Genomic DNA, 25482 nt, shown 5'->3' with positions numbered 1-25482 from the left:
AACATGGGTTTATGACAATTAATAGAATTTTTTTTGATAATTATTTTCGATATCAAGCGTGTTTTTTAAACAGCTTCACGATTATTTTTTATTTGTTGAAGAATCTTCCAATTTTTGTTGGGGTGTTTCAATAAACTTGGTAAAATATGCGTTCCATAACCCTGTTGTTACCTTGCCAAAAAATGAATGAACCTTTAGGTCAGACAGCAATTGAAATAAATTGTATGGGTAAACCCTGTCCAATGCCTCTATTAATGTTAAAGCGTGAATTAAAAAGAGCATTGCCTCATCAAATATTTCTTTTAATGTCCTCTGATCCGCACAGTGAAATTGATATTACGCGTTATTGCGAGATCAACAAGATTTCTTGCCAATTGACTAAACGATCAGAGCATGAATTTCATTACTTAATTGAATCTTAATTATTTTCAATTCAAATTATTTTTTGCAAATTTGCATATATTTTTACATTTCGATACCCAAATTTCCTTACTTATGTACAATATTCGAATTAAGATGAATGCATTAGCTATACAACGAAATTCCTATAAGGAGAACCCATGAGTGACAGCAGCAATCAGTTGATGCCCCTGTCCTTATCTGCACCAGGTGTTAACTTAGGTGCTTATATCAGCACCGTAAATCAGATTCCAATCTTGACAGCTGAACAAGAAAAAGAGTTAGCTGATCGCTATTTTTACGATCAAGATTTAGATGCTGCGAAAATGTTAGTGATGTCTCACTTACGTTTTGTGGTGCATATTGCGCGCAGTTATGCGGGCTATGGTTTGCCACAAGGTGATTTAATTCAAGAAGGTAATCTCGGTTTAATGAAAGCAGTTAAACGCTTTGACCCAAATATGGGCGTGCGTTTGGTGTCTTTTGCTGTGCACTGGATTAAGGCTGAAATTCATGAATATGTGATTCGCAATTGGCGTATTGTCAAAATTGCGACCACTAAAGCGCAACGTAAATTGTTTTTTAATTTACGTAGCCTAAAAAAATCAAGTAAAAAACTTACACTTGAAGAAGCACAATCAATTGCCAATGACTTAAATGTAACAGCAGAACAAGTCTTGGAAATGGAAGGTCGTTTAACCGCTTATGATGCTGCTTTTGAAGCTCAAGGTGATGACGATGACGAAGGTTCAACTCATGTTGCTCCAGCGCTTTATCTCGAAGATAACCGCTATGATCCTGCTCGTTTAGTCGAAGAAGAAGATTACGAAGAACAAAGTACTTCAGCTTTGCATAATGCTATGGAACAGTTAGATGATCGCTCACGCAACATCTTACAGCGCCGTTGGTTAGATGATGATAAATCGACCTTGCATGAACTGGCTGCAGAGTACAATGTCTCTGCTGAGCGTATTCGTCAGTTAGAAAAAAATGCCATGGACAAAATCAAAGTTGCCATGTCATCCAACTAAATCTTCAAAACTGTCTGCATACCAGACCAATATTTATATTTTCAATAAAAGGGCGACATGCCCTTTTATTTTGCCTGATATTTTTGTCAAATCTTTATTCTTAATAGATTTTGCCTTTAATCCCGCTTCGAAATTGTGTTAATGTTATGCGCAAATTTATGCAGATGACTGGCTTATGTGGATTGCAATTTCAGCACTGAATTTAGCGCTTGCAGTAATCTTAGGTGCATTTGGCGCACATGGTTTAAAAGCTCATGCAACTGAAGCACAGTTGGCATGGTGGCAAACAGCAACCGATTATTTTTTCTACCACGCACTGGGCCTGTTGGCACTGTCAATTCTCAGTAAAGTCATCCCACAACTTCCAATCAAAGCCAGCTTCTTACTCATCCAAATCGGTATTTTATTTTTCTGCGGTTCGCTTTATGTCATGGCGCTGGGTTTACCACGAGGTTTAGGTGCAATTACACCCATTGGTGGAGCACTGATGATTGCAGGTTGGTTAGTCCTCGCATGGAATGCATTGAAATACGCTAAATAAAATTATTTTGAATTTAGATATCACAATTTGCGCAATCGAATGGAATGTATATGCAAATTTTCTTAAATGGTGAGCCTCAAGAGACCGCTTGCCAAAATCTTTTACAACTGGTTCAGGAACTTTCACTCGAAGGTAAACGCTTTGCCGTAGAAATGAATGAAATGATCATTTCCAAAAGTAAACTTGAACTTACCCCTATTGCTGAAAAAGACCGTATTGAAATCATTCACGCTGTCGGTGGCGGCTAATTTGGAGCTCTCCCATGCTAGATTTTCCTACTGAAAACTCCCCTCTTATTATCGGTTCTCGTACTTTTCAATCTCGTCTTCTCGTGGGTACGGGTAAATACAAAGACATGCAAGAAACTGATTTAGCAATTCAAGCCAGTGGCGCTGAAATTGTGACAGTGGCGATTCGCCGAGTAAACATTGGGCAAAATCCAGATCAGCCCAACTTACTGTCAATCCTTCCACCTGAAAAATACACCATCTTACCGAACACAGCGGGTTGTTTTGACGCCAATAGCGCAGTACGTACCTGTATGCTTGCACGTGAACTTTTAGATGGCCATAACCTGGTCAAATTGGAAGTATTAGGTGATGAGAAAACCCTTTATCCAAATGTAACAGCGACACTTGATGCTGCTCGCACATTGATTGAAGATGGTTTTGAAGTGATGGTGTATACATCGGATGACCCTATTGTGGCTCAAGAACTTGAAAGCATGGGTTGTGTTGCGATCATGCCTTTAGGTAGCTTAATTGGTTCTGGCCTAGGCATTTTAAATCCGCATACTATTTCAATTATTAAAGAAAATGCCAAAGTGCCAGTTTTGGTTGATGCTGGTGTAGGTACTGCAAGCGATGCCGCAATTGCAATGGAATTAGGTTGCGATGGCGTATTGATGAATACCGCGATTGCCGCTGCACATCATCCAATTTTAATGGCGTCAGCAATGAAAAAAGCGGTTGAAGCTGGACGTGAAGCCTATTTGGCGGGTCGTATGCCACGTAAACGAATGGCAAATGCGAGTTCACCAGAAACAGGTTATTTCTTTAAATAAGCCATTTCAAATGCACCTACTTTAAGCTAAGTTTTCAATGCGATAAATGAAGACGATAAAATTTGCCTCGTGAAAATGTAATTGTTTATACAATAAAAAAACCCTTAGCATATTTATAAGCTAAGGGTTTAATTTTTAAATTTAATCTATTAATTTAATAACAATGTTATTTAAATATATTGATCTTACTGGAAAAGTTATCGCCTTTTCAAAATTTCTTGATTTATCAATTTATTCTAATCAAAATCTATATAAATGCCTTTGGATCGAAAACACAATAAGCAATTGCATTTTTGATTCGACTTTAATGAAGAAAGTAGAGTTTCTAAAGCGTACTTTTAGGGACTGTACCTTTTTGAATTTACATTTTATAAAAGGAGGTTTTAATGAATCATTATTTGATTCTTGCTCTTTCTTAAACGTAAAATTTGACACATCTGATCTATCTGATGTGAGATTCAAAAACTGTGTATTTGAACAAGTTGATCTGAATGGTTTGTTTCTTAATGAGCACAAAATAACCCTGCTATTTTCCAAACAAGGAACGATTACATCTATTGCAACAGGTAATAATAGATAAAATTCTATTTTTTATTCATTTTTACTTACCGAGCTATTCAATGCTAACAACACCATCACGATACTTAGTAACTGCAATTAGAAGAATTACAATGGCAATAACAGGCTGTTTTAAACAACCTGTTTTTAACTCAAAATGATGTCGATTATTCCTGAACAACTATACAAATTTACTGAAATTGATAACGCTGATAAACATCCACATCTTGTATTTTACGTAGTGCAGGATTCTGACTGTGCAATATTTGTTTAGCTTCAATGATAATATCATCTAAATCAAATCCATTAATTGCTCTTCCAAGTAAAAAAGATACAGTATAGTCTGTCCAGCTTTTTCCATGTTGCGTGGCTTGTTTTGCGGCTTGTTCCATAATACTCCAAGTCTCACTTTCAGATAAATAACCACACCAATAACACCATTTAGCTAAAGAAACTGCGCGTCCGACATCCCAGGCATAAGCTGATTTGGTTTGCTCCACAAGAGAAATATCAATCCCTAGGCCTTTTGCTATACTTTTTTGAACTTTCGCTAAGTCTGAAGAAGGAAGCTGCACAAAGGGTTCAAATTCACTACTCCGCTGTAATTCGAGTAAATCACCCAATACTTCTTTTGCTTCCTCAGCATTGGATATCTCCCATTGCTGTTTCAATCCATAAATGTATTGATTTAAATCATCTTCGGGATAAATACCTAAAATTTTTTCACCTCTGTGATAAAAAAGAATTGCACCAAAGGTCAGTAATCTCTCTTGTTGCCTAGTCAAAGGCGTCCCTGAATTATGATGATTAAAGCCATCCAATTGTTTCTGTTTTCTTTTTTTCATCATGGTGTGCAAGAAAAGCATATAAATGATAAATACACCAGCAACCACACCTATGATCAAATAAATCTTTATGTTCATCTGTTCTCCTTTTTTATCGTGACACTCTATTTTGAGCATTTAGTCCATAACTTTGCTTTAATTCATATCAGTTCGGTTTTCATGAACCAAGTATTCTTATATGTGATTTAATTATCAATATAATAGATTAAGAATAATTAATTCACAATTTACAATAAGATTTAATTGTTGTCACCAATTATTAAATGATTCATTTTAAAAGTTTTAACTTGCTTAAAAGATTCTTCAAAATCTCGTTATAGGTTAAAGTGATAAAAACTTGATCAGGATATATGATGATTAAAACAATATTTTCCACCCTTTTATTGGCAACATGTTCATCCATGTGTTTAGCAAACCCAGCCACCTCATCCTTACAAAAATTTGTCCCAAACAATTGGGAAATTCTTGCTCAAGCTGAAGGTGATTTGAATCAAGATGGTAAAAAAGATATTGCCCTCATCATCCAACCTAAAAATAAAAACCAACACAATCGAAAGCTTTTAGTACTTTTTCATAAAGGTCAGCAATTACAACTCAAGCTAAGTCGACAAATTCCTAACTGGACCTATCGTTCAGAAGAACTCTGTATTGAAGATGCTCTAGATGACTCCACATTGACGATCGAAAATCAACGCTTAGATGTGTTATTCAATACCATGTCATCCTGTAGCAATACGTATGGCTTGATGTATACCTATGGGTTTAAACTAAAAAACAATCAATTCCACCTGATTGGATTTGATGCTTATGATTTAGATAAAATTAGTGGCAAACAAAAAGAAACCAGCCTTAACTTTCTAAGCAACAAAGCCAAAGTGACCACTACTCCAAATATCTTTGCAGAAGTTGAAACGCCAGCCAAAATTGTTTGGAAAACACTGAGAACCTCGACAAGCTATACCTTGGATAATATTCCTTGGGATAACGAACAATTTATTCATAACTTTAGCGTTAAATTTATTGGAGAAAAATAATGAAAAACAAAACTGAATTACTTTTATTTTGTGCATTAACAACATGCTCAGCTTTGGTTTGGGCAGACACCAACACCAAAGCTGACTATCAATCATTTATCCCTAAAAACTGGAAAGTGCTGAGTAAAGTACAAGGTGATTTAAATGGTGATAAGCAAACAGATCTTGCTTTGATTATTGAAAATACGGATCCAAAAAATATTGTGACAAATGAAAGCTTAGGTAATCCTCAGCTGAATTTAAACAATCGAAAGTTATTAATTTTATTTAAAGCCCCTCAGGGCTATCATCTTGTTGCAAGTAATTCCAAGCTTCCCACTGAAGGTGATCAAGAATCCCCTTGCCTTACCGATCCTCTAGGCGAAGGAGACCCACTCACCATCAAAAATGGATTAGTTAAAATTAATTTACATTATTGGCTCAGTTGCGGTTCATGGTCTGTCTATAACAACGCTTTTACTTTCCGTTATCAAAACCAGTCTTTTAAGCTGATTGGTTACGATACAGATTACTTCCATCGTGCATCTGGTGAAACCAGTGCGAAAAGTATCAATTTTCTAACAGGTAAAATTAAAAACACTACAGGTGGTAGTGCGTTTGAAAATCAGGATCAAGCTAAGCAAGTTTCTTGGTCCAAATTAAAGAACAGTTATTCTCTTAAACTTGAGCAGATCAATTTTAAAGACTATGGCGAGTTTGAATAAAACACGTTTCGTATCTACCAACGATTCATAATATGCCATATTATTCTGAGAATAAATGTGTCGAAGAGGACTCGACATTTGCCATAAAAATTAGCTAAGACAAGTTAATCAAAAGTGATAGCTTGGAGACATGCCTAAAAATAGGCATAAATTTAACAACAAATTTACAATTCAGTGAATTGGAAGAACACCATGAAGAATAACAATCTATTACTTCTATTTTTTACATTAACAGTCTGCTCAAGCTTAGTGTTGGCAGAAACCGATACTGAAGCTGATGTTCAAGCTTTCATTCCTAAAGATTGGAAAATACTAAGCAAAGTTCAAGGTGACTTAAATGGTGATCAACAAGCGGATATGGTGCTGATTATTGAAAATACGGATCCCATAAATATTGTTAAAAATAAATTCAATCATAAAAAGCCAGCAAATCTTCTACTTAACCAAAATGAGCGAAAATTATTAGTTCTATTTAAAGACGCTCAAACTTACCGCCTTATCGCAAGTAATTCTTCACTCCCTAGAGAAAGCAACAATGAACGCCCTTGCCTTATCGATCCATTGATTGTGGACAATTCACCAATCATCCAGAATGGACAACTTAAGATCACATTAAATTACTCGTTTCGTTGTGATTCATGGGAGGTCTTTAATAATATTTATACTTTCCGCTATCAAAACCCATCATTCGATCTGATCGGCTATGATTTACATTATTTCGATATACCATCAGGTGACAGTCGAACTGAAAGTACTAATTTTTTAACAGGGAAAATCAAAAATGTCACCAGTACGCAAGAACTTGATCGCAAAAATACACCAAAAATATCCTGGTCAAAATTAAAGAAAGTACCTTTGCCCAAACTTGAGCAAATCAACTTTGAGCGTTATGTTCAATAATGGATGTCTTTTATAAATTATTTTTTAAAAACAATAATTCAACATAAAAGAATCCCTCACCCTAGCCTTCTCCCAAAGCGAGAATGAACCTCTTAATGGTGAATTAACTTTAAAATCCTTGTTCTAAAATACGGATTTTAACATCAGCAACATGCTCTTTTACTTCAAGTTGATACGCTTGCATATGCACAGTTTGCAAGTGTGCATTGAGATGCTCAATACTTTCCCATTTTTCAAGCATCACGATCAAATCAGAATCCTTGCTTTGATAACTTACATCAACACCAGCGTCGACCAATAGCTGATAACCATGACAGCCTTGCTCTTGTAATACTGTCGGGGTAATTTTCTTAAATGCTTGGATAATTTTATCTTTGTGTAATCCATTTGGATATGCACGGATTTCAGCCACAATAGTCAACATATTAGACTCCTTAAATTTTTTAAACGAGATATTCCAATTTGCTTAAGCAAAAAGCTGCTGTAAATGCTGGCGATATGCCTGTTCATATTGCGCAATTTGTGGTGCTTTAATCACATCATTGACAATAAACGTTTCTAAACTTTGCATTCCTAAGAATTGATTGGCTTTATGAAAAGGTAAATACACACCATCTACACCAACACCATGGAAAAATTGCTCAGGATCATCAAAAGCTTGCAAAGGTGCATTCCAAGTTAACGACAACATATACTTTTTCCCCTGAATCAAACCACCTGAGCCATATTTCTTGGCAGCATCAGAACGACTACGACCATCGTTGGCATATAAACTGCCATGACCAGTGGTAAAAACATCATCAATATATTTTTTCATGGTCCACGGTGCACCCATCCACCAACCTGGCATTTGATAGATCACAACATCCGCCCAGAGATATTTCTCTACTTCTTCTTGAGCATCGTAATTTGCATCGGTACGTGTCACTTTTACACTGTGTCCCAAATCGCTAAGCACGTCTTCACCCAAAGCAGTTAGGGTATCGTTTAATTCACCATTTGAATGTGCAAACTGTTTAGCACCATTTACGATTAAGATATTACTCATTGTTTACCTATGTTTTGCCAATACGCTTGATTTATGGCGCAACTATAGAGCTTATTTTTATCGCAAAAAACGCAAAAATAAGCAAAACATTATTGACTAAAAATCAACAATAAATATCTTTGCCTCTTTCTGTCCATTTCACTTTAATCAATTCAATAAAAAGCACCCGTAGGTGCTTTGTATATCGATTCAAGCATATTTAAGGAATTAAACCTTCATCACGCATTGCAATCTGTACAGATTGACGTTCAGCGACTTTATTGCGTAATGCCACAATATTGGTAAATGGGGTTAAATCATGATGAATCGAATTCGACCAATTTGTCAGTACAAACAAATACGCATCAGCAGGACCAAAGCGGTCATTGACCAAATAATCGTATTCCGACTCTGCAAGATAGTCATCTATATATTTCAACATTTTATCTATAGTTGCATAGCCACGTACTTTTTCATCTTCAGTGATCGCTGGGTCAAAGAAGACGGCATATTCATCATGCAACTCTGAGTTTAAATAACCCAACCATTCTAAAACTTTAGCACGTCCCAAACCTGATGGTGGGATCAAATCCTGTTTAGGATCGTGTTGTGCAATAAAAGGCAGTACTGCAACATTTTCAGTTAAAAGCAAACCTGGATTGATTTCTAATGCGGGTACATAGCCTTTTGGATTGATTTCGTAATAATCTGCGCCCTTTTCTGTTTTATGCGTTTTTAAATCAACACGTTCTAAATCAAAATCAACATTAATTTCGTTGAGTAAAATATGGGCAGCTAAAGAACATGCACCTGGTGAATAATATAATTTCATATCTAATCCTTGTTATATGACTGTTTAAGTTGTAAATGGCTCAGATCACAATTTCAAGTCGTAAAACATAAAATTGCAAAAAGCATAAATTTATAAAATCAGCTATAACTTGAATATTCAACAAAATGAAGACTTTTTCAAGTCAAAGTTAACTGCTTTTTCACTAAGAGATGTTTTAACATACGCATCTTTAAAGAATGATGAAAGGTTTATAGTGATTAGTCTAAAAAAAGCAGAATGGTTTTCCAATATTCGTACAGATGTACTTGCTGGAATGGTCGTTGGCTTAGCACTTATTCCTGAATCAATCGCTTTTTCTGCAATTGCAGGCGTAGATCCACAAGTCGGCCTGTATGCATCATTTTGTATTGCAGTGAGCATTGCTTTCTTCGGTGGACGTACCGCAATGATTTCCGCAGCCACAGGCGCAATGGCGTTGCTGATGGTTACTCTCGTCAAAGATCATGGTTTACAGTATTTATTTGCCACCACAATTTTGACTGGAATTCTTCAGATTCTTGCTGGCTATTTTAAAGTTGCAAAACTGATGCGCTTTGTTTCACAGTCTGTCGTCTATGGTTTTGTCAATGCATTGGCTATTCTTATCTTTGTGGCACAGATTCCTGAATTACAACGTATGGATCTGACGGCTTATCTATTTGTTGCCTTTGGCTTAGGGGTGGTTTATCTTTTCCCCTATATTCCCAAAATTGGTCAACTCATTCCCTCACCTTTGGTATGCATTATTGTACTGAGTTTAGCTACCTTATTTTTGGGTGCAGATATGCGTACAGTCAGTGATTTAGGAAAATTTCCAGACACTTTACCGCTGTTTTTAATTCCAGACATTCCACTTAACCTCGATACCTTAAAAATTATTTTTCCTTATGCCATCGCCTTGGCCACCGTAGGTTTACTCGAAACCATGATGACAACTACGATTGTTAATGAAGTGACGCAAACAGAAGGCGATCGTCACAAAGAATGTCGTGGACAAGGCATCGCCAATATGGTCAGTGGGTTTATGGGGGGTATGGCAGGTTGTGCCATGATTGGGCAATCGATTATCAATGTGTCTTCTGGTGCACGAACTCGCTTATCGACCTTGGTTGCTGGTGTTTTTTTACTGTGTTTAGTAGTCTTTTTAAAAGAATGGCTGTCTTATATTCCAATGGCTGCACTTGTGGCAATTATGATTATGGTGGCTTTTACTACATTCAACTGGGACTCAGTCAAAAACTTTTCAAAACATCCCAAACAAAGCAATAGCGTGATGCTTGCGGTGGTGGTCATTGTACTGATGACGCATAACTTAGCTTTAGGCGTGTTGATTGGTGTACTTTTATCTGCACTTTTCTTAGTCAATAAATTAGAAAATGCAGTACGTGTCCAATCTCATCTTTTGAACAGCACGACCCGTAAATATGAAATTTTTGGGCAAATTTTCTTTAGCAGTTCAGAAAAATTCTTTCAGTTTTTTGATTTTAATGAATCTGTTGATCATGTCATTATCGATTTAACCCATGCCCATATTTGGGATATTACCTCTGTCAGTATGCTCAATCAGGTACAAAACAAGTTTCTGCAAAATAACATTCAGGTTGAAATTATAGGGATGAATGAAGCAAGTCGTAGCTTAGTTGATCAATATAGTGCGGTAAAATAAACAGCTTTATTTTTCTTAAGGCAGTGATGATAAGCGTTTAATACAGGTAAAGAGCAATAGCCAAAATGGTAATCGCAATACATTGTATCACTGCCAAATTTCTAAGGAATTTAATCATCGTAAGCTACATCCATTATAAAAATAATCCATTATTCAGCGAATATAACCGATATTTTGCTGTTAAATTGTGATTTTTATCTACTAAAATTTGAATATTTACTTAACTTGTCTCAATAACCTTATCTCAAAAAGTTAACTTAGTCTCAATAAATTGACTTTAGGCATCATTTGATACTCAGTAAGTGCATTAAAACTCGATTGTAATAAACTGAATATTCATTCCTAATCACTGAATTAAATACTAAAAATACCTATTATCAGGTATAGATTAAGCCATCAATATCTGAAAAACTAAGTCCAATAGACATGGGCGAGTTTTTTACATCATGAACAATGAGTTAAGTTTACCTGTTCCAGTCATCATCGTAGAAGATGAGCCGCTTATACAAAAAAGACTGACTGACATATTAATTAATCTAGGATACTCAATTGCAGATTTACGTTTTGCCCAAAGTTTAGCTCAAGCCAAAGAACAACTCAGTATACACTCAGCCTCTTTTGCATTGGTTGATTTAGGCTTGCCTGATGGAAATGGAATTGAGTTTATTGAAATTTTAAAAAGCTATGATCCAACCATCATGATTTTAGTGATCTCTGCATGGAGCACTGAAGATGCGATCCTCAATGCACTAAGTGCAGGTGCAACAGGCTATGTGCTCAAAGAAAGAGATGACTTAGAAGTTTCTCTTTCGATCAAAAGTGTCTTACGCGGTGGAGCGCCGATTGATCCATTTATTGCCCAAAAAATTTTAAAACAACTACATTTTAATGAAAAAAATAATTCAAATAAAACTGCACCCTGTCAGAAATTCCCTGATCAGGACAGTGTATTATCCAAAAGAGAATTGGGAATTTTAGAACTGGTTTCTCAAGGCTTAAGCAATAAGGAAATTGCAGATCAACTCAATTTATCCCGTTATACCGTTGAATCTCATATTAAACATATTTATCGGAAACTTGCGGTATGCAACAGAGCCAAAGCCATCGATACAGCACGCAACTTAGGATTACTCGACTAATTCTAAAATTAATCGGGTTGTTCGGTCTTATGCTAAGTTTGACCCAGCATTTTGCTTTTGCTGGTGCAGCCTTAACAGGTCAGTCCAATACAACAGATGCAGCCTGCCATTTTCAAATCCAAAGCATACAAGTTGCTCAAGCGCTTGCAAATCTTGAACAGGTTCCCCAACAGGGATGGGAAACAGTCACGTTGCCAGATGACTGGGAAACGCGCTGGAAAAACTACACAGGCACTGCTTGGTATAAAATCAAATGGCAATATCAGTGTGATCAGGAAAATCAACCTGTCGCCTTACTGATTGAACGAATCAATATTGCAGGGACTGTCTATAGCAATAATGAACTGTTATGGAAAGACAAATCCTTAGTAGAGCCATTGTCTAGAAGTTGGAATATGCCAAGATATTGGGTGCTTCCTGCTACATCTATTCAAAACCAGCAAAATGAAATTTTAGTCCGTGTTGTAGGGGTTGCATCACAACATTCAGGTCTAGGAAAAATTAAATTTGGTCAGGCCGAAGATATCGCCAATCAGCAAGATCAGTTGGTTTTTGAACGGCGAACTTTATTTTTTATCAATATTATTATTACCTTTGTGGTGGGAACTACAGGTTTTACCATTTGGCTATTTCGACGCCAAGAAAAAGCCTTTGGTTGGTTTGGTTTAACTTCATTTTTATGGGCATTGTTTGCTTATAATATTATTTCGACCATCCCTATTCCTTTTACCGACAGTATCGTAACAGCACGTCTAAATCTCGTGTTTTTAGTTGGATATACCTATTGCCTCTGTTTATTTGCTTGGCGTTTTGCCAATCGCCATTATCCGTATTTAGAACGTTTACTTTTATTGACGTCTACAATCGCGATTGCGGCATTACTGTTGACACCGATCAATTATCTAGAACGTAGCTTATCCTCTGTCTTTTTCTATTCTGGCATGGTATTTATTTTTAATTGCTTGTTTTTTCAATGGATTGCTTTTAAACGTAGAAAGATAGACATTCTCCTGCTTGCGTTTATTTTCCTCATCTATTTACTTATTATTGTTCATGATTTTTATAGCATGATCCATCATCTGGATCAGACGCTCTATTGGACGCCATTGGCCGCACCAATTACTAGCTTAGCAATCTCGTTTATCTTGGCTTATCGTATTTCACAGAATGTCGGACGTATTGAAAAATTTAATCAGACACTTGAAGAAACTATTGAAAAAGTCACGTTTGACTTAGAGCAATCTTTAGATAAAAAGTACCAACTCGAAATTGATAATATGCGGTTGCAAGAGCGTCTAAACCTGTCTCATGAATTACATGATGGACTGGGTGGTTCAATTGTTCGCTCGATGATTATACTGGATCACAGTGAGCATATTGAAAAACAGCAAGTGATCTCTATGTTTAAACTGTTAAGAAATGACTTACGCCAAGTGATTGACTCAGGAAGCAGTGCTGGGGCAAAAATACCAGAAAGCCCAGTGATGTGGGTTGCGCCATTGCGTCATCGTTTTATACAAATTTTCGAAGAAATGGAGATTGAATCGACTTGGATTTTTGCAGAAAAATGGAAACATAAACCTCTTGCATTGATTTGTTTAACCTTTTCTCGTGTCGCAGAAGAAGCCTTAACCAATATTGTAAAACATAGTCATGCAACTGATGTCGAAGTTTCGTTGGTTGAAGATGAACGACAACAACTCGTTTTAACGATTCAAGACAATGGCATTGGCTTTGAAGTAGATCAGGTTCAAGCTGGTTTGCATGTGGGTTTGCAGAGTATGCAAGTGCGAGTAAAAAGAATTGGAGGTAGTTTTGAAATCCATTCTCAGCATGGTTTTACCGTGATCCGTGCCACTGTACCGCTGAAAGATAAAACTGAATGATTTGGATGGATGATATAGAATTCCGACCAATATCATTCGCTTGATCTATGGAGAGATTCAGTCTTAAATCAGTTGGTGCAATTTTTTATGTTCTATAGTTTTATAAAAGCATAAAAAAAGAGAAACTAGATCACTAGTCTCTCTTTAAAAAAGATATCAGCGTATTAGGATTTCTTTTTAGAACGCGCTAATACTGAGCTCGCTGTAAGCAACATCAGTCCAAATAAAGACCACAGTCCCGTACTGCCCCCACTGCTCTTATGCCCACCTGTAGTAGCACTTGATTCATTTAAATCTAAATCAACAATAACTGGATCGTGATCAGAAGAACGGAAAGCATCTGGCGCATAGAAAGAAGCAATTTGTTCTTCAGTCTTATATTCTTCATTGTAGTCTAATGCTGTTGGTTCATCAGCATTGATATGCCATGCAAAAGTACGTTTAACCATTGGGTATAAGTTTGCATCTGCAATTGCGTGATCTAAATTACCCGCACCACCATTCCCGGTTGCATCACTGGCCACACCAAACACATAGCTATATGCAGCTTTACCTTGCCCTACTTTTTCATCATTTAGCAATATTTTGTAGTTGGCTTTTTCAAATGCCAAGATTGGATCTTCTTTGGCATAACTGTTCATATCCCCGACCAATAAATAATTTGGCTTTTCAGCTTTGGTTGGGTTGGTTGCAATCCACTGAATCAATTTTTGTACTGCAGTGACACGAGTCGGATTCCAACAGCCTTGACCATCACCTTGGTTTGCTTCTGGTGAGGTTTTATCCTCAGGACAACTACCTTTAGACTTTAAGTGATTTGGTACAACAGTAAAGGTTTTTCCTCCCGTTACCGCTTGGAAGCTTTGTGCCATCGTGACTCGGTTTTTCTGTGTCAAATCATCATATACCACAGGATTACCAACAGTTTTTACACGTTTGCTATTATAAATAATCGCAACTGCAATCACGTCAGTACCTAACTTATCCATATTCGGTGGGATGACATATTTCCAATCTGCACCTAAAGCTTTGGTTAAGTAATTCACAGCACTTTTTTCGCCATAACCATTGTTGGCAATTTCCATTAAGCCATAAACATCTGCATCAATGGTTTTAATCGCACTGACTATTTTGGCATGTTGACGATTAAATTCTGTCTCGGTGTTTGCACCACGATCTGGTTTAACACCAATCAGCGGCGAATTGTCATAATTTAAGACGTTAAATGCGGCAACACGAACCTGTTTACTCTCTTTTGCCAAGACGGTTGAATTCCGCAGATTACTGTCTTTGACAACCTCAGGCAAAGCTTTGTTTTGAATCGGTTGAATACGCCAAGCATTAAAACGGTATTCCAAAATCCCTTCAACATTTTTAAGCTGATAGCCTGTACGTAAAGTGTTTGCCGCATTAAATGTTTGTGGCAACCATGGTGTTCTGTTTTGATTGTTATAACCATCATCCAAGATAATCTTAGACAATAAATTTTGTTTTGCTAAAGCAACCGCTTCATTGGATTTCGCAGGATATAAATTGGTTGGGATATATAAGCGTCCCAAACTTAAAGATAATTGACCATATCGACCATAATCATAATTCTCGCTAACCGTTAGGGTTTGAGGAATTTTCACCAACATGCCTTGATAGCGCTTAGGTGCATTGCCTGTAGCATCGGTTAAACTTGAAAATGGCAGTTGAATCGGAGTAGAACTCACCAAACTTGCGGCTTGATTATTACAGGTTTGAATATTGCTGCTCAGTTGATCAATTTGCAATTGATTTTCATAATTGGTTAAACGCCCTTTCAGAATCACTTCTTCACCCACTTTACCGCCAGTGATTGTGCTTGCAGCAGGGAGATAGACAAAGATCGCATTGCTTAAATTTGCTTTAGCTTTACTGTCAGGAGTTTGAATATAGAAACCTGAAAAACCATTTTGATAGCGATAATCCGCTGTAATGACACCTCGAACCACATATTGCTGGTTTTGTGCCGCAGATTGTAAATCTGCAATCGCAGTATCAGCAGTACTACAACTGATTGCAGTGATTGGCGGTGTCGTTGTACCAGTACCTAAATAGCTACTGAATGCATTACGATCTGACCATTTGCTCCACTCACTGTCCAAATCAAAGGCACTATTTGGATCTACAGCGCTGACATCATTTTTATTTTTTATTCTGCTTAGGCTATTTCCAGCACTGGTGATTGTGGTTCCCCAACCGCCATTTGCAGGTCTTTCCCCAATCCGCCCAAAACGATCTACAGCTGTTCCTTTATACACAAGGACCAAGGCATCATCGCCATTAAATGACAAACCAGCAACCTGATTCACTTTAGTGCCAAGTTCTGCCTGTAATTCGGTACGACCTATAATAAATTTTGCCTTACTGGCTAAATTTCCCTCTAAGGTGTAAGTTGCTGTTTTACTCGTTGCCCCATTGGTATATTGTTCAATTTGATAATCTGCAAGATTTACAGTGCTGCCATCTGGATTATAAATTTCTAATCCTTTTCTATTTACTGTGCCATCGATGTATTGGCTAAACATCAATTGTGCATAGCTTGGAAATGAACAGCCCAATAATGCAAGGCTTAAACAAAGTGTATGTGGTTTTAAATTTTGCATAATTTTTAACGTTTGTTGAAATTTAAAGCAGATTAATTTTTATTAATGACAATATCGTGAATTTGAATCATTCTATTTAATCCATTTATTGTTTAGACAAAATATATCACAGGCAAAGTGGACTAAAATTGTTATAAGGACCTTAGAAATACGAGATCTTATGCTGAGCATAAAAAAAGCACCCTTTCGGGTGCAAAGCATGGAACTTTAAAAGATATTAAAATATTAAGCCTGCAATTGCATTTGCTGTAATTTAGCCACTTCTTGTTGCTTCAATAAATTACGTTGAATTTTGCCACTCGATGTTTTGGGTAAGCTTTCAACAAACTCAATTTCACGTGGGTAAGAATGCTTAGATAATCGTGAACGTACATATTCTTGTAATTTAGCATTCAATTGGTGACAACCCGTGAACTGAGGCTTGAGCACAACAAAAGCTTTTACGATCTCTGTTCTTTCTGGATCAGGTTTACCAATCACGGCAGATTCTAAAACTTCAACACACTCCAAAAGTGTACTTTCTACATCAAATGGCCCAACACGATAACCTGAAGTTGTAATGACATCGTCTGCACGACCAATAAAATCAACCCCACCTAATTCATTCAAACGAACCGTATCCCCAGTTAAGTAATAATGACCAACAAAGGATTTACGATTATTTCCACCATAACCTTTAAACCATGTGAGTGGCGATTGAGAGAAGTCAATTGCTAGCGTTCCAATCTCACCTCGTTCAACTTCTTGGTTGTCTTGATTTAACACTGCAAAACGATGACCAGGATTAGCAAAACCTGCTGAGCCGACTTTTATTGCATGTGCTAAAGCATGATGGTTACCAATCACCATACCTAATTCTGTTTGCCCATATTGGTCATAAATATTGACATTCAAGTCATGATTAAACCAGTGAATCACTTCAGGTGTTAAAGGTTCACCTGCACTGCTGACTGCACGTAAATGTGCTTTGATCGAAATATTAAATTTTTCTTTAAAGCCGAAGAACATACGAAATGCTGTGGGTGAACCCGTAAGATTACTGACCTGGTATTCTTGAATAATTTCCAAAGCATTGTCGACACTAAATGCACGTTCATCCATGATAATACTGTGTCCCAATCCCAATGGGCCAGCAATACCATAATATAGACCATATGCCCAACCTGGATCCGCAAGGTTCCAAAATGAATCATCTTCACGTAAATCAACAGCGTGACGCATATATTCTTTAAAGGCCAAAATTGCTTTTAATGGCACTGGAACGGATTTTGCCAAACCTGTTGTTCCAGAGGTAAACATCATTAAAAAATCATCAGCAAAACTCAACATGACGGGTGCACATTCAGCTGATTGACCTGCTAGTTCTTGCCAAAAATCTGCATCTTTTGTTGTTGCAAAATCTTGTGGATGAACAGTGAGAATATGCGGAAGTTCAATCCCGTTTAGTTTGGCACGTTGTTCAGTGTTGGTGATGATCAGTTGTGTATTGGCTGTTGCTACGCGATGCTCAATCGCTTTTGATTCAAAGGCGGTAAATAAGGGCTGATAAATTGCTCCGATACGCCAAGTTGCCAATATGGTGATCAATAATTCTGGAGTCCGTGGTAATAAGCCAGCAATACAATCACCTGTTTTTAAGCCTAACGAGTGTAAATAATTGGCTAATTTTCCTGATGCTTGTGCCAGTTGTTCAAAGGTCCATTGTGAAGACTCACCGTTTTTGCCTTCCCAGATCAAAGCCACTTTATTTAAACCGACAAAACGCTCGCAGCACTCGATATAGGCATTGATTGACTGTGGGTTGCCAACCAGTTGCTCATTGATTAGTTTTTCATAATCGAATTCTTGATAGGCTTGTTCCAATGTTTTCATGGCAATATCCTTGTATTTTCAGCACAAATCATCTCGATGTGCAGTTCCATATTTTGCTTTCTAGCTTTTCTAAAAATGTTGAATCATTCAACATGTGTTTCTATGCTTATAGATAACCATGATTAGAAATCACACACAATTTCCAAATACCTCAATTATATTGCGGTTTTTGAACATCTGCTTTTCCTGTCATGGTGTAAGGCTTTAAAATAAAAAAGACCAGTGCGAAGCTGGTCTTGAGATAGAGTTTTGATACGCTAATCTACAATTGAACTTACTGAATCACCGCTCTTGCGATAACTAAACGTTGAATATCGGAAGCGCCTTCATAAATCTGGCTGACTCGAACATCTCGATAGATTCGCTCTACTGGAAAATCTGCGACATAGCCATAACCACCATGAATTTGTATCGCATCTGAACAGACTTTTTCAGCAATTTCAGATGCAAATAACTTCGCCATTGATGCTTCTTTTAGACAAGCTAAACCTGCATCTTTTAAACTTGCGGCATGGTAAATCAACTGCCGTGCTGCTTCGATTTGAGTGGCCATATCGGCTAAGCGAAATGCCACAGCCTGATGTTGTACCAACTCCACTCCAAAAGCTTTACGCTGATTGGCATATTCAACCGCAGCATCCAACGCTGCTCGTGCCATTCCCACACATTGAGCGGCAATACCAATACGACCTGACTCTAAATTCGACAAGGCGATTTTATATCCTTCACCCTCATTTCCTAATATGTTCTCAGCAGGAATCCGACAATTCTCAAAAACAATTGTTGCGGTATCTGAGCAATGTTGTCCCATTTTATCTTCAATTCGAGAAACGATATAACCTTCTATATTGGTTGGAACGATAAAACAAGAAATGCCTTTCTTTGCTGCGGATTTATCCGTAACTGCAAACACAATCGCCACTTGTGCATGCTGTCCAGAAGTAATGAATTGTTTGGTTCCATTAATTACCCACGAATCGCCATCACGTTCTGCTTTACATAGCAAAGCACCTGCGTCTGAACCCGCCTGTGGTTCCGTTAAACAGAAACAACCAAGCCATTGACCTGTTGCCAATGGCATTAAGTAGTCTTGTTTTTGTCGGTCTGTCCCATATTTTTGGATAATTCCACAAGGCAAAGAATTTTGTACGCTGACAATGGTTGAAATTGCACCATCTCCTGCAGCAATTTCTTCAATTGCCGTCACCAAGGAGATATAGTCCAAACCTGCGCCACCCCATTGATCAGACACAGTCATGCCTAATGCACCCAGTTCACCCAACTCTTTGAGTTCTTGCTGAGGAAATTTTGCAGTTTTATCACGTTCAGCAGCTGTGGGTTTAAGTTTATTCTGCGAATAATTTCGCATCATTTCCTGAACCATTTTTTGTTCATCATTGAGAATCATTTGAGCATCCCTCTCAGCACTTTTAAATTTTAAATCACTGCAATCATGATCAGCGACCAATCAAAATCTCGTTGTTTGTATAAATTTAGGCTAAAGTCTGCCTAACATGATGGTTTAGATCATGTCAGGCAGTATTCAATTTTTTAAAAGTTTGCTATTGCTTGTGTTAAAGCAAAGTTAGAAATAAGCAGATGGATTAGACCAGGTTACTTTGGCTGCATACGGATTGCGCCGTCTAATCGAATTGTTTCACCATTTAAATAGCTATTTTCACAAATATGACCAACAAGCTGTGCAAACTCTTCAGGCTTCGCAAGGCGTTTAGGAAAAGGCACCATTTCACCCAGCGCATCTTGAACATTTTGTGGTAATGATTTCAACATTGGGGTTTCCATAATCCCTGGTGCAATGGTCATCACACGGATGGCATGTTGCGCAAGTTCTCGCGCCAAAGGTAATGTCATTGCAACAACAGCACCTTTAGATGCAGCATAAGCGGATTGACCAATTTGACCATCAAACGCAGCCACTGAAGCAGTGTTAATAATCACACCACGATCTTCTTCACCTGCTGGTAACGCATAACGAGAAATGACATCTGCGGCAAAACGTAGCATGTTAAATGTTCCTGCGACATTAATATTCAATACTTTTTGAAATGCGTCTAAAGCATGGATGCCATTTTTACCTAGTACTTTGGCGGATGGGCCAATCCCTGCACAATTAATTAAGCCATTTAATTGAGCATAATCCTGCTCCACATTTTTAAAGAATTGTTCAACAGCAACATCATCGGTCACATCAAGTTGAACAAATTTGGACTTTTCACCTAAGCGCTTCTGCATTTCTTCGCCAAGCTGGTGATTCATATCCACCATGATCACTTTCGCACCTTGACCAATCAAATGTGTGGCTGTCGCGGCACCTAATCCAGATGCACCACCAGTCACAACAAAAACTTTTCCTTCAATTTTCATTTTATTTTCCTAGTTCATTGTTTGAATAGAGCAGTTTAAATGATGAATTAAACCCACTTTCGACTTAAGATGCAGAGTAAACATAGTCAAGCTTGAGTACAATTTCCAAAAGTTGCATCCTGTATGATGTATTTGGACAATTTAAACATCTTTTTGGAAAACTTTAGTCACAAAACACGTATCACAAGATAATGGAATACACTGTGAACAATCAACAATTCAGTGAAAGCAAAGGCACAATTTCAATTGCGCTGGTACATGAAGCGCTGAGCCGTGCCCAAGATAAGGGCTATGATATACAGCAGATTTTGCATGATGCAGAAATACCACTGGAAATATTTCATGCAGCCAAATCACGTATTGCTGTTTCAGCTTATGCAAAACTGTGGACTAAAATAGCAGACCATATGAATGATGAGTTCTTTGGCATGGACTCACATCAGATGCGACGCGGTTGTTATAAATTATTGTCTAAAATGGTCATGCAATCGGATACGCTACACACAGCAATTGAACAAATTTTGCAATATTTTAATTTTGTCTTGGATGACTTCTCCAGCAAGCTAATTATAGATGAAAATTATGCATACATTGTCATTACAGACAAATTACAAACCAAGCATATGTTCTGCTATGCCACTTATATTATGTTGATTCACAGTTTAATCTGTTGGTTAGCAGATCAAAGAATTTTACTCAATCAATTACAATTAAAATGCACGCCCCCTGAAGATGACAGCGATTATCGCGTGCGATTCTGTGAAAATATTACTTACCAAACAGATGAAAATTATCTGCAATTCGATGCAAACTACTTAAACATTCAAATCAAACGCGATCAAAAGTCTTGGTATGGTTTTATTAAAAATACCCCTGAAAATCTACTATTAAGATTTAAGAATCCTTTGGCTTTAAGTTCAATGATTCGTAAGCAATTACTTTCTATTGCTCCTGCTGAATGGTTAGAACTCGGTGAACTATCAGCACAGCTCAATATTTCAGAAGCCACTATACAACGCCGTTTAAAAAATGAAGGCAGCAGTTACCAACAACTCAAAAATGATATACGGCGAGATATGGCGATTGAACTGCTTGGCAAAACCTCACATACCTTACAAGACATCAGTGAGCTGTTGAACTTTCAGGATGCCAGTGCATTTCATCGCGCATTTAAAAAGTGGACTGGGGTAAGTCCAGGTGCTTATAGAGAACCCAAACAACCTTGATAACATCGTTAAACAAAATCTCAGTCTTTAGGAAAATTTATTTAAAATCAAAATTATAATAAAAAACATGTCAATATAAATGCAAGCTCGATATTTACAGCTTATCTGAATAAGGTTGCAAATTAATCAATAATGGTATATTTATTACCCAATTTAAAGCAGGTTTTCTGCTTATTTCCTGTGGTACCCTCCTCCCCTTTAATCACTTTTAGGTCACTAACATGATTAAGATGATTGATGTACTAGAGCAAAATCTAGTTCAAAACTTTATCCATTCCCTTTCGGCTCAAACTGAACATTTAGATGAGCTTATCGAAGGTATTTTAAAAGCTTCAGATCATGACTTTGAACATGCCATGAATGATTTTTTCAAAACCAATGATGCTGCAGAAGTCGCACAAGCGCTTGATATTCACCAAGAGCGATTAGATGCAATTCAATCAGGCTTAGCAATGAAAAAAGAAAACATTGCTGATACTGCAAAAATTGTTGCGCTTTGTCTGGCACTTGAAACCAATGCATTAGACCAAGTTGAAATTGCAGACAGTCTGGAAGATTATCCAGTTTAATTTGCCCAATCCAAAAATGCCTCTGTATAGAGGCATTTTTTATGTCTAATGACTAAAATTTAATTAGGATATTTTTTTATAACTCATTTCAATAATCATCTATTCAACAAGCAAATATGCATACTTTAAAAACATAAATTTATTCATATAGTTAAACTAATATTTTTTACATTTCATATTTTAAGAAGTGAATATCTGTTTTTCTTTTTTGTACTTTCACCCTAAAAAATATACATATCTAGCTCTGTGTTTCTCTTTGAATTTTATGGGGTATGTATGAAAGTTTTTAGCAAAAAAATGACGCGCTTAGTTTCCACCTTAGCCTTAAGCTTAACCGCAATGTCTTCTTTTGCAGCCATCCCAACAACATTGAAATTAGACTATGCCTATTACGCCCCAACAAGTTTAGTGGTTAAAGAACAAAAGCTGTTAGAAAAAGCATTACCCAAAACAGAGGTCAAATGGGTGTTTAGCCAAGGCAGTAACCGTTCACTTGAATATTTAAACAGTGGCAGTATCGATTTCGCCTCTACCGCAGGTTTAGCAGCAGTATTAAGTCGTGCCAATGGCAGTCCGATTAAAACGGTTTATATCCAAAGCCAGCCAGAATGGACTGCATTAGTCGTTGCAAAAAACTCAGCAATCAAATCCTTAAAAGATCTCAAAGGGAAAAAAATTGCTGCAACCAAAGGGACAGACCCATTCTTATTTACACTTCAAGCACTTGAAACCGTTGGCTTAAATAAACGCGATGTGCAATTGGTACATCTACAACATCCAGATGGAAAAACAGCTTTAGAACGTGGTCAGGTAGATGCTTGGGCTGGGCTTGACCCACTGATGGCATCTGCACAATTGCAATCAGGTGCAAAACTGCTCTATCGCAATATCGCTTTTAATAGTTACAGTGTGTTAAGTGTAAAAGATCAATTTAGCACTCAAAGTCCAGAAGCAGTTGAGGCTGTAATTAAAGCTTATGAACAAGCACGTAAATGGGCAAAAGCCAATCCAGATAAACTTGCAGAATTATTAGCACGTGAAGCAAAGTTACCACTTGAAGTGGCGAAGTTGCAATTGAGCCGAACCAATCTAGATCAAAACATTCCAACCGCGAAACATCTTAATGCGCTAAAGAAAGCAGGGACTATTTTGACTGAAGAAGAACTGGTTCGAAAAGGCACCAATGTAAATCAAGTTGTGGATCAACTATTTGACAGCAAATATGCGCAAAAGGTCATTGGCAAGGTTGCTGAGAAGTAATGACAAAGTCTACACATGCTCAATCGACGCAAAGCGAATCAAATGTACGTATAACGCAGGCGGGTTTAAACAAACCTGCCTTTAAGGCCAATGTTTTAAAATGGGTAAAAGGAATTACGATTCCGTTGTTGCTCATTTTATTATGTGAGTATTTAGTTCGTTTTGGATGGATTGAGTCTTATCTGCTCCCTGCCCCAAGTAGCTTAGTTGACTCATTCAAGGAGCTTGCCGCAGGTGATTTATTTACCCATATCTATACCAGTACTTGGCGTGTATTTTTAGGATTTTTTATTGGTAGCCTATTGGGACTCATTTTTGCAATTGCAGTGGGTTTAAACAAACACATTGAAGATTTTTTAGAACCCACATTTTCAGCGATCAAGTCTATTCCAAGCCTTGCTTGGATTCCGTTATTGCTTTTGTGGTTAGGCATTGATGAAGCCTCAAAAATTACCTTAATCGCGATTGGTGCATTCTTTCCCACCTATACCAATAGCGTATCTGCCATACATGGTGTTGATTCAAAGTTGTTAGAAGTGGCAAAAGTATACCGTCTGACCTATCTACAAAGTATCTTCCAAATTGTTCTGCCTGCTGCATCTCCTGGAATTCTCGTTGGACTAAGAAACAGTTTAAGCCTAGCGTGGATGTTTATGATTGCAGCAGAACTGATTGCAGCGACACAAGGTATCGGTTATCTACTCAGTGATGGTCGAGAAACCTCAAGGCCCGATATTGTGATTATTGCGATTATCTTGCTGGCTGTCCTTGGTAAACTCACTGACAATCTGATGAAATTGATTGAAAACTGGTTTTTACGTTGGAGAACATAAACCGCTCAAAATACGGCTTTTGATCAGCCGTATTTTTTAAATTGCTTATTTGCAACTTGCATTTCTGCTTTTCTCTATGAAACACTGTCACAGTAATAGTAAGGTAGACAGTATGATCATTCGTGATAAAAGTAACAGCTTCGCACTTCTCTTTGCTTGGCACGGCACCATTCTTCCCAAAGTCTTACCCGCATTAACTTTTGTTGTGCTGATCTCGACAGTTCTGGTTTACCTATCATCACATCACTATTTTACAATTCCTGCTGTACCTGCAATTGGGTTTACCGTGTTCGGGATTATCCTTTCTATTTTCTTAAGCTTTAGAAATACTGCATGTTATGATCGTTGGTGGGAGGGTCGTAAACTCTGGGGTGCTTTGATTGCAACCTCACGCCATCTTTCTCGTGACACGCATGTTTTGCAAGAAAACCAGCGTAAAGTTTTAATGTATCGTGTGATGCTATTTACCCGTTTATTAAGAAATCGTTTACGCAATCAAAATCAGTCCATTGAATTTTATAAAAATAAAGTTGATTTAGATGAATTAAGCTTTAGCCAACTGGCAAACCACATTAATGCTGCACAATTTGTTTTAGAAGAAATCCAAAAATCTTTAGTGCAATCACTTAAATCAGGTGAAATTTCTGACATTATCTATCAAGGTTTAAATCATCATATTGTTGCAATGGGTAATATTCAGGCTGGCTGTGATCGCATTCTAACCACCCCATTGCCTTATTCTTATTCAGTCTTATTACATCGCACAGTATATTGCTTTTGTTTGATTTTGCCGTTTAGTTTAGAAGCAAGTTTAGGGATTTGGACACCCGTCATCGTCAGTTTAATTGCTTATTTATTTTTGGGACTAGATGCTTTGAGTGCTCAGCTTGAAGAACCATTTGGCCTACAAGAAAATGATTTACCATTAGATTCAATTACCCGTTTAATTGAAAGAGAAATGCACAGCTCCCTGGGTGAAAAACTCTTAGAGCCGATTCAATTGGTGAAAAGTAATTTGACTTAGCTGGTTTTTCTAAAGGCTATATTTCAACCCAATCTTTAAAATTTTGAATAGGTCAAAT

24 protein-coding genes are annotated in these 25482 nt (G+C 37.3%); 16 read left to right on the top strand and 8 right to left on the bottom strand.

What is annotated here, in order from left to right; genetic code table 11:
- Positions 1-182: 182 nt before the first annotated feature.
- The 5 genes from CQZ96_RS00615 to CQZ96_RS00595 all read left to right on the top strand — a co-directional run bounded on the left by CQZ96_RS00615 (position 183) and on the right by CQZ96_RS00595 (position 3034).
- Positions 183-422 carry a sulfurtransferase TusA family protein gene (locus CQZ96_RS00615; RefSeq protein ID WP_004822372.1) on the top strand — a complete coding sequence of 80 codons (240 nt, stop codon included), beginning with the start codon at positions 183-185 and terminating at the stop codon, positions 420-422.
- 138 nt (positions 423-560) lie between these two features.
- Positions 561-1430 (top strand): RNA polymerase sigma factor RpoH, encoded by an 870-nt coding sequence (gene rpoH / locus CQZ96_RS00610; RefSeq protein WP_004719424.1) that lies wholly within the window; start codon positions 561-563, stop codon positions 1428-1430.
- 175 nt (positions 1431-1605) lie between these two features.
- Positions 1606-1971: a DUF423 domain-containing protein gene (locus tag CQZ96_RS00605; RefSeq protein ID WP_105713719.1), complete on the top strand. Its 366-nt coding sequence runs from the start codon at positions 1606-1608 to the stop codon at positions 1969-1971.
- A gap of 50 nt (positions 1972-2021) precedes the next feature.
- Positions 2022-2219: a sulfur carrier protein ThiS gene (gene thiS / locus CQZ96_RS00600; RefSeq protein ID WP_004719420.1), complete on the top strand. Its 198-nt coding sequence runs from the start codon at positions 2022-2024 to the stop codon at positions 2217-2219.
- 14 nt (positions 2220-2233) lie between these two features.
- A complete protein-coding gene (locus CQZ96_RS00595) occupies positions 2234-3034 on the top strand; it encodes a thiazole synthase (protein WP_004719418.1) in 801 nt (266 codons plus the stop codon).
- 749 nt (positions 3035-3783) lie between these two features.
- Here CQZ96_RS00595 and CQZ96_RS00585 read toward each other — a convergent pair.
- The gene (locus CQZ96_RS00585; RefSeq protein ID WP_228722758.1) at positions 3784-4554 is read right to left on the bottom strand and encodes a DUF1266 domain-containing protein; all 771 of its coding nucleotides are present in this window, start codon (positions 4552-4554) and stop codon (positions 3784-3786) included.
- A 236-nt stretch (positions 4555-4790) separates the two neighbouring features.
- Here CQZ96_RS00585 and CQZ96_RS00580 point away from each other — a divergent pair, with 236 nt between their 5' ends.
- The 3 genes from CQZ96_RS00580 to CQZ96_RS00570 all read left to right on the top strand — a co-directional run bounded on the left by CQZ96_RS00580 (position 4791) and on the right by CQZ96_RS00570 (position 7075).
- Entirely contained in the window at positions 4791-5471 is a 681-nt protein-coding gene (locus CQZ96_RS00580) for a hypothetical protein (RefSeq protein ID WP_105713722.1), read from the top strand.
- Positions 5471-6175 carry a hypothetical protein gene (locus CQZ96_RS00575; RefSeq protein ID WP_105713723.1) on the top strand — a complete coding sequence of 235 codons (705 nt, stop codon included), beginning with the start codon at positions 5471-5473 and terminating at the stop codon, positions 6173-6175. The genes CQZ96_RS00580 and CQZ96_RS00575 overlap by 1 nt, the downstream gene beginning before the upstream one ends.
- Before the next feature lie 192 nt (positions 6176-6367).
- Positions 6368-7075, top strand: a complete 708-nt coding sequence (locus CQZ96_RS00570; protein WP_105713724.1) for a hypothetical protein — start codon at positions 6368-6370, stop codon at positions 7073-7075.
- Between the two features lie 109 nt (positions 7076-7184).
- Here CQZ96_RS00570 and CQZ96_RS00565 read toward each other — a convergent pair whose 3' ends face one another.
- The 3 genes from CQZ96_RS00565 to CQZ96_RS00555 all read right to left on the bottom strand — a co-directional run bounded on the left by CQZ96_RS00565 (position 7185) and on the right by CQZ96_RS00555 (position 8934).
- Positions 7185-7499 (bottom strand): putative quinol monooxygenase, encoded by a 315-nt coding sequence (locus CQZ96_RS00565; protein ID WP_105713725.1) that lies wholly within the window; start codon positions 7497-7499, stop codon positions 7185-7187.
- Positions 7500-7541: 42 nt separating this feature from the next.
- Positions 7542-8123, bottom strand: a complete 582-nt coding sequence (locus tag CQZ96_RS00560) for an NAD(P)H-dependent oxidoreductase (RefSeq protein WP_004719408.1) — start codon at positions 8121-8123, stop codon at positions 7542-7544.
- A gap of 199 nt (positions 8124-8322) precedes the next feature.
- Positions 8323-8934, bottom strand: coding sequence for a glutathione binding-like protein (locus CQZ96_RS00555; protein WP_004719407.1), 612 nt, complete (start codon positions 8932-8934; stop codon positions 8323-8325).
- Positions 8935-9148: 214 nt separating this feature from the next.
- Here CQZ96_RS00555 and CQZ96_RS00550 point away from each other — a divergent pair, with 214 nt between their 5' ends.
- The 3 genes from CQZ96_RS00550 (at position 9149) to CQZ96_RS00540 (ending at position 13625) form a co-directional block, all read left to right on the top strand.
- Entirely contained in the window at positions 9149-10600 is a 1452-nt protein-coding gene (locus tag CQZ96_RS00550; protein WP_105713726.1) for a SulP family inorganic anion transporter, read from the top strand.
- A 446-nt stretch (positions 10601-11046) separates the two neighbouring features.
- Positions 11047-11739: a LuxR C-terminal-related transcriptional regulator gene (locus tag CQZ96_RS00545; protein WP_105713777.1), complete on the top strand. Its 693-nt coding sequence runs from the start codon at positions 11047-11049 to the stop codon at positions 11737-11739.
- Positions 11685-13625 (top strand): ATP-binding protein, encoded by a 1941-nt coding sequence (locus CQZ96_RS00540; protein ID WP_105713727.1) that lies wholly within the window; start codon positions 11685-11687, stop codon positions 13623-13625. Before CQZ96_RS00545 ends, CQZ96_RS00540 begins: the two co-directional genes overlap by 55 nt.
- A 164-nt stretch (positions 13626-13789) precedes the next feature.
- On the opposite strand, the gene CQZ96_RS00535 is transcribed toward CQZ96_RS00540, so the two are convergent.
- From CQZ96_RS00535 to CQZ96_RS00520, 4 genes are all read right to left on the bottom strand, one after another.
- The gene (locus CQZ96_RS00535) at positions 13790-16255 is read right to left on the bottom strand and encodes an ExeM/NucH family extracellular endonuclease (protein ID WP_105713728.1); all 2466 of its coding nucleotides are present in this window, start codon (positions 16253-16255) and stop codon (positions 13790-13792) included.
- A 225-nt stretch (positions 16256-16480) separates the two neighbouring features.
- Complete coding sequence (locus CQZ96_RS00530) at positions 16481-18127, bottom strand: AMP-binding protein (RefSeq protein ID WP_105713729.1); 1647 nt, start codon at positions 18125-18127, stop codon at positions 16481-16483.
- 274 nt (positions 18128-18401) lie between these two features.
- Positions 18402-19535 (bottom strand): acyl-CoA dehydrogenase family protein, encoded by a 1134-nt coding sequence (locus tag CQZ96_RS00525; RefSeq protein ID WP_105713730.1) that lies wholly within the window; start codon positions 19533-19535, stop codon positions 18402-18404.
- A gap of 206 nt (positions 19536-19741) precedes the next feature.
- On the bottom strand, positions 19742-20512 hold the full coding sequence (locus tag CQZ96_RS00520) for an SDR family NAD(P)-dependent oxidoreductase (RefSeq protein WP_105713731.1): 771 nt from the start codon (positions 20510-20512) through the stop codon (positions 19742-19744).
- Positions 20513-20703: 191 nt separating this feature from the next.
- Between CQZ96_RS00520 and CQZ96_RS00515 the strand changes: the two genes are divergently transcribed.
- From CQZ96_RS00515 to CQZ96_RS00495, 5 genes are all read left to right on the top strand, one after another.
- Complete coding sequence (locus CQZ96_RS00515; RefSeq protein WP_105713732.1) at positions 20704-21738, top strand: AraC family transcriptional regulator; 1035 nt, start codon at positions 20704-20706, stop codon at positions 21736-21738.
- 221 nt (positions 21739-21959) lie between these two features.
- Positions 21960-22307, top strand: coding sequence for a hypothetical protein (locus CQZ96_RS00510; RefSeq protein WP_004719389.1), 348 nt, complete (start codon positions 21960-21962; stop codon positions 22305-22307).
- A gap of 276 nt (positions 22308-22583) precedes the next feature.
- Positions 22584-23567, top strand: a complete 984-nt coding sequence (locus CQZ96_RS00505; RefSeq protein WP_105713733.1) for an aliphatic sulfonate ABC transporter substrate-binding protein — start codon at positions 22584-22586, stop codon at positions 23565-23567.
- Positions 23567-24400 (top strand): ABC transporter permease, encoded by an 834-nt coding sequence (locus CQZ96_RS00500; protein WP_105713734.1) that lies wholly within the window; start codon positions 23567-23569, stop codon positions 24398-24400. Before CQZ96_RS00505 ends, CQZ96_RS00500 begins: the two co-directional genes overlap by 1 nt.
- Before the next feature lie 112 nt (positions 24401-24512).
- Positions 24513-25424 carry a bestrophin family protein gene (locus CQZ96_RS00495; protein WP_004822414.1) on the top strand — a complete coding sequence of 304 codons (912 nt, stop codon included), beginning with the start codon at positions 24513-24515 and terminating at the stop codon, positions 25422-25424.
- Positions 25425-25482 lie beyond the last annotated feature (58 nt).

The sequence above is a fragment of the Acinetobacter sp. MYb10 genome, assembly GCF_002980175.2.
GTDB classification, from domain to species: domain Bacteria; phylum Pseudomonadota; class Gammaproteobacteria; order Pseudomonadales; family Moraxellaceae; genus Acinetobacter; species Acinetobacter guillouiae.
The sequence above is the reverse complement of the archived record's forward strand: the minus strand, read 5'-3'. Positions and strand labels throughout refer to the sequence as shown.

Coding starts and splice junctions, on each gene's coding strand:
- CQZ96_RS00615 (WP_004822372.1), top strand. CDS start 183: ATGAATGAACCTTTAGGTCAGACAGCAATTGAAATAAATTGTATGGGT.
- CQZ96_RS00510 (WP_004719389.1), top strand. CDS start 21,960: ATGATTAAGATGATTGATGTACTAGAGCAAAATCTAGTTCAAAACTTT.
- CQZ96_RS00505 (WP_105713733.1), top strand. CDS start 22,584: ATGAAAGTTTTTAGCAAAAAAATGACGCGCTTAGTTTCCACCTTAGCC.
- CQZ96_RS00575 (WP_105713723.1), top strand. CDS start 5,471: ATGAAAAACAAAACTGAATTACTTTTATTTTGTGCATTAACAACATGC.
- CQZ96_RS00570 (WP_105713724.1), top strand. CDS start 6,368: ATGAAGAATAACAATCTATTACTTCTATTTTTTACATTAACAGTCTGC.
- CQZ96_RS00520 (WP_105713731.1), bottom strand. CDS start 20,512: ATGAAAATTGAAGGAAAAGTTTTTGTTGTGACTGGTGGTGCATCTGGA.
- CQZ96_RS00500 (WP_105713734.1), top strand. CDS start 23,567: ATGACAAAGTCTACACATGCTCAATCGACGCAAAGCGAATCAAATGTA.
- thiS (WP_004719420.1), top strand. CDS start 2,022: ATGCAAATTTTCTTAAATGGTGAGCCTCAAGAGACCGCTTGCCAAAAT.
- CQZ96_RS00555 (WP_004719407.1), bottom strand. CDS start 8,934: ATGAAATTATATTATTCACCAGGTGCATGTTCTTTAGCTGCCCATATT.
- CQZ96_RS00515 (WP_105713732.1), top strand. CDS start 20,704: ATGGAATACACTGTGAACAATCAACAATTCAGTGAAAGCAAAGGCACA.
- CQZ96_RS00530 (WP_105713729.1), bottom strand. CDS start 18,127: ATGAAAACATTGGAACAAGCCTATCAAGAATTCGATTATGAAAAACTA.
- CQZ96_RS00585 (WP_228722758.1), bottom strand. CDS start 4,554: ATGCTCAAAATAGAGTGTCACGATAAAAAAGGAGAACAGATGAACATA.
- CQZ96_RS00605 (WP_105713719.1), top strand. CDS start 1,606: ATGTGGATTGCAATTTCAGCACTGAATTTAGCGCTTGCAGTAATCTTA.
- CQZ96_RS00565 (WP_105713725.1), bottom strand. CDS start 7,499: ATGTTGACTATTGTGGCTGAAATCCGTGCATATCCAAATGGATTACAC.
- CQZ96_RS00495 (WP_004822414.1), top strand. CDS start 24,513: ATGATCATTCGTGATAAAAGTAACAGCTTCGCACTTCTCTTTGCTTGG.
- CQZ96_RS00580 (WP_105713722.1), top strand. CDS start 4,791: ATGATTAAAACAATATTTTCCACCCTTTTATTGGCAACATGTTCATCC.
- CQZ96_RS00535 (WP_105713728.1), bottom strand. CDS start 16,255: ATGCAAAATTTAAAACCACATACACTTTGTTTAAGCCTTGCATTATTG.
- CQZ96_RS00540 (WP_105713727.1), top strand. CDS start 11,685: ATGCAACAGAGCCAAAGCCATCGATACAGCACGCAACTTAGGATTACT.
- rpoH (WP_004719424.1), top strand. CDS start 561: ATGAGTGACAGCAGCAATCAGTTGATGCCCCTGTCCTTATCTGCACCA.
- CQZ96_RS00595 (WP_004719418.1), top strand. CDS start 2,234: ATGCTAGATTTTCCTACTGAAAACTCCCCTCTTATTATCGGTTCTCGT.
- CQZ96_RS00525 (WP_105713730.1), bottom strand. CDS start 19,535: ATGATTCTCAATGATGAACAAAAAATGGTTCAGGAAATGATGCGAAAT.
- CQZ96_RS00560 (WP_004719408.1), bottom strand. CDS start 8,123: ATGAGTAATATCTTAATCGTAAATGGTGCTAAACAGTTTGCACATTCA.
- CQZ96_RS00545 (WP_105713777.1), top strand. CDS start 11,047: ATGAACAATGAGTTAAGTTTACCTGTTCCAGTCATCATCGTAGAAGAT.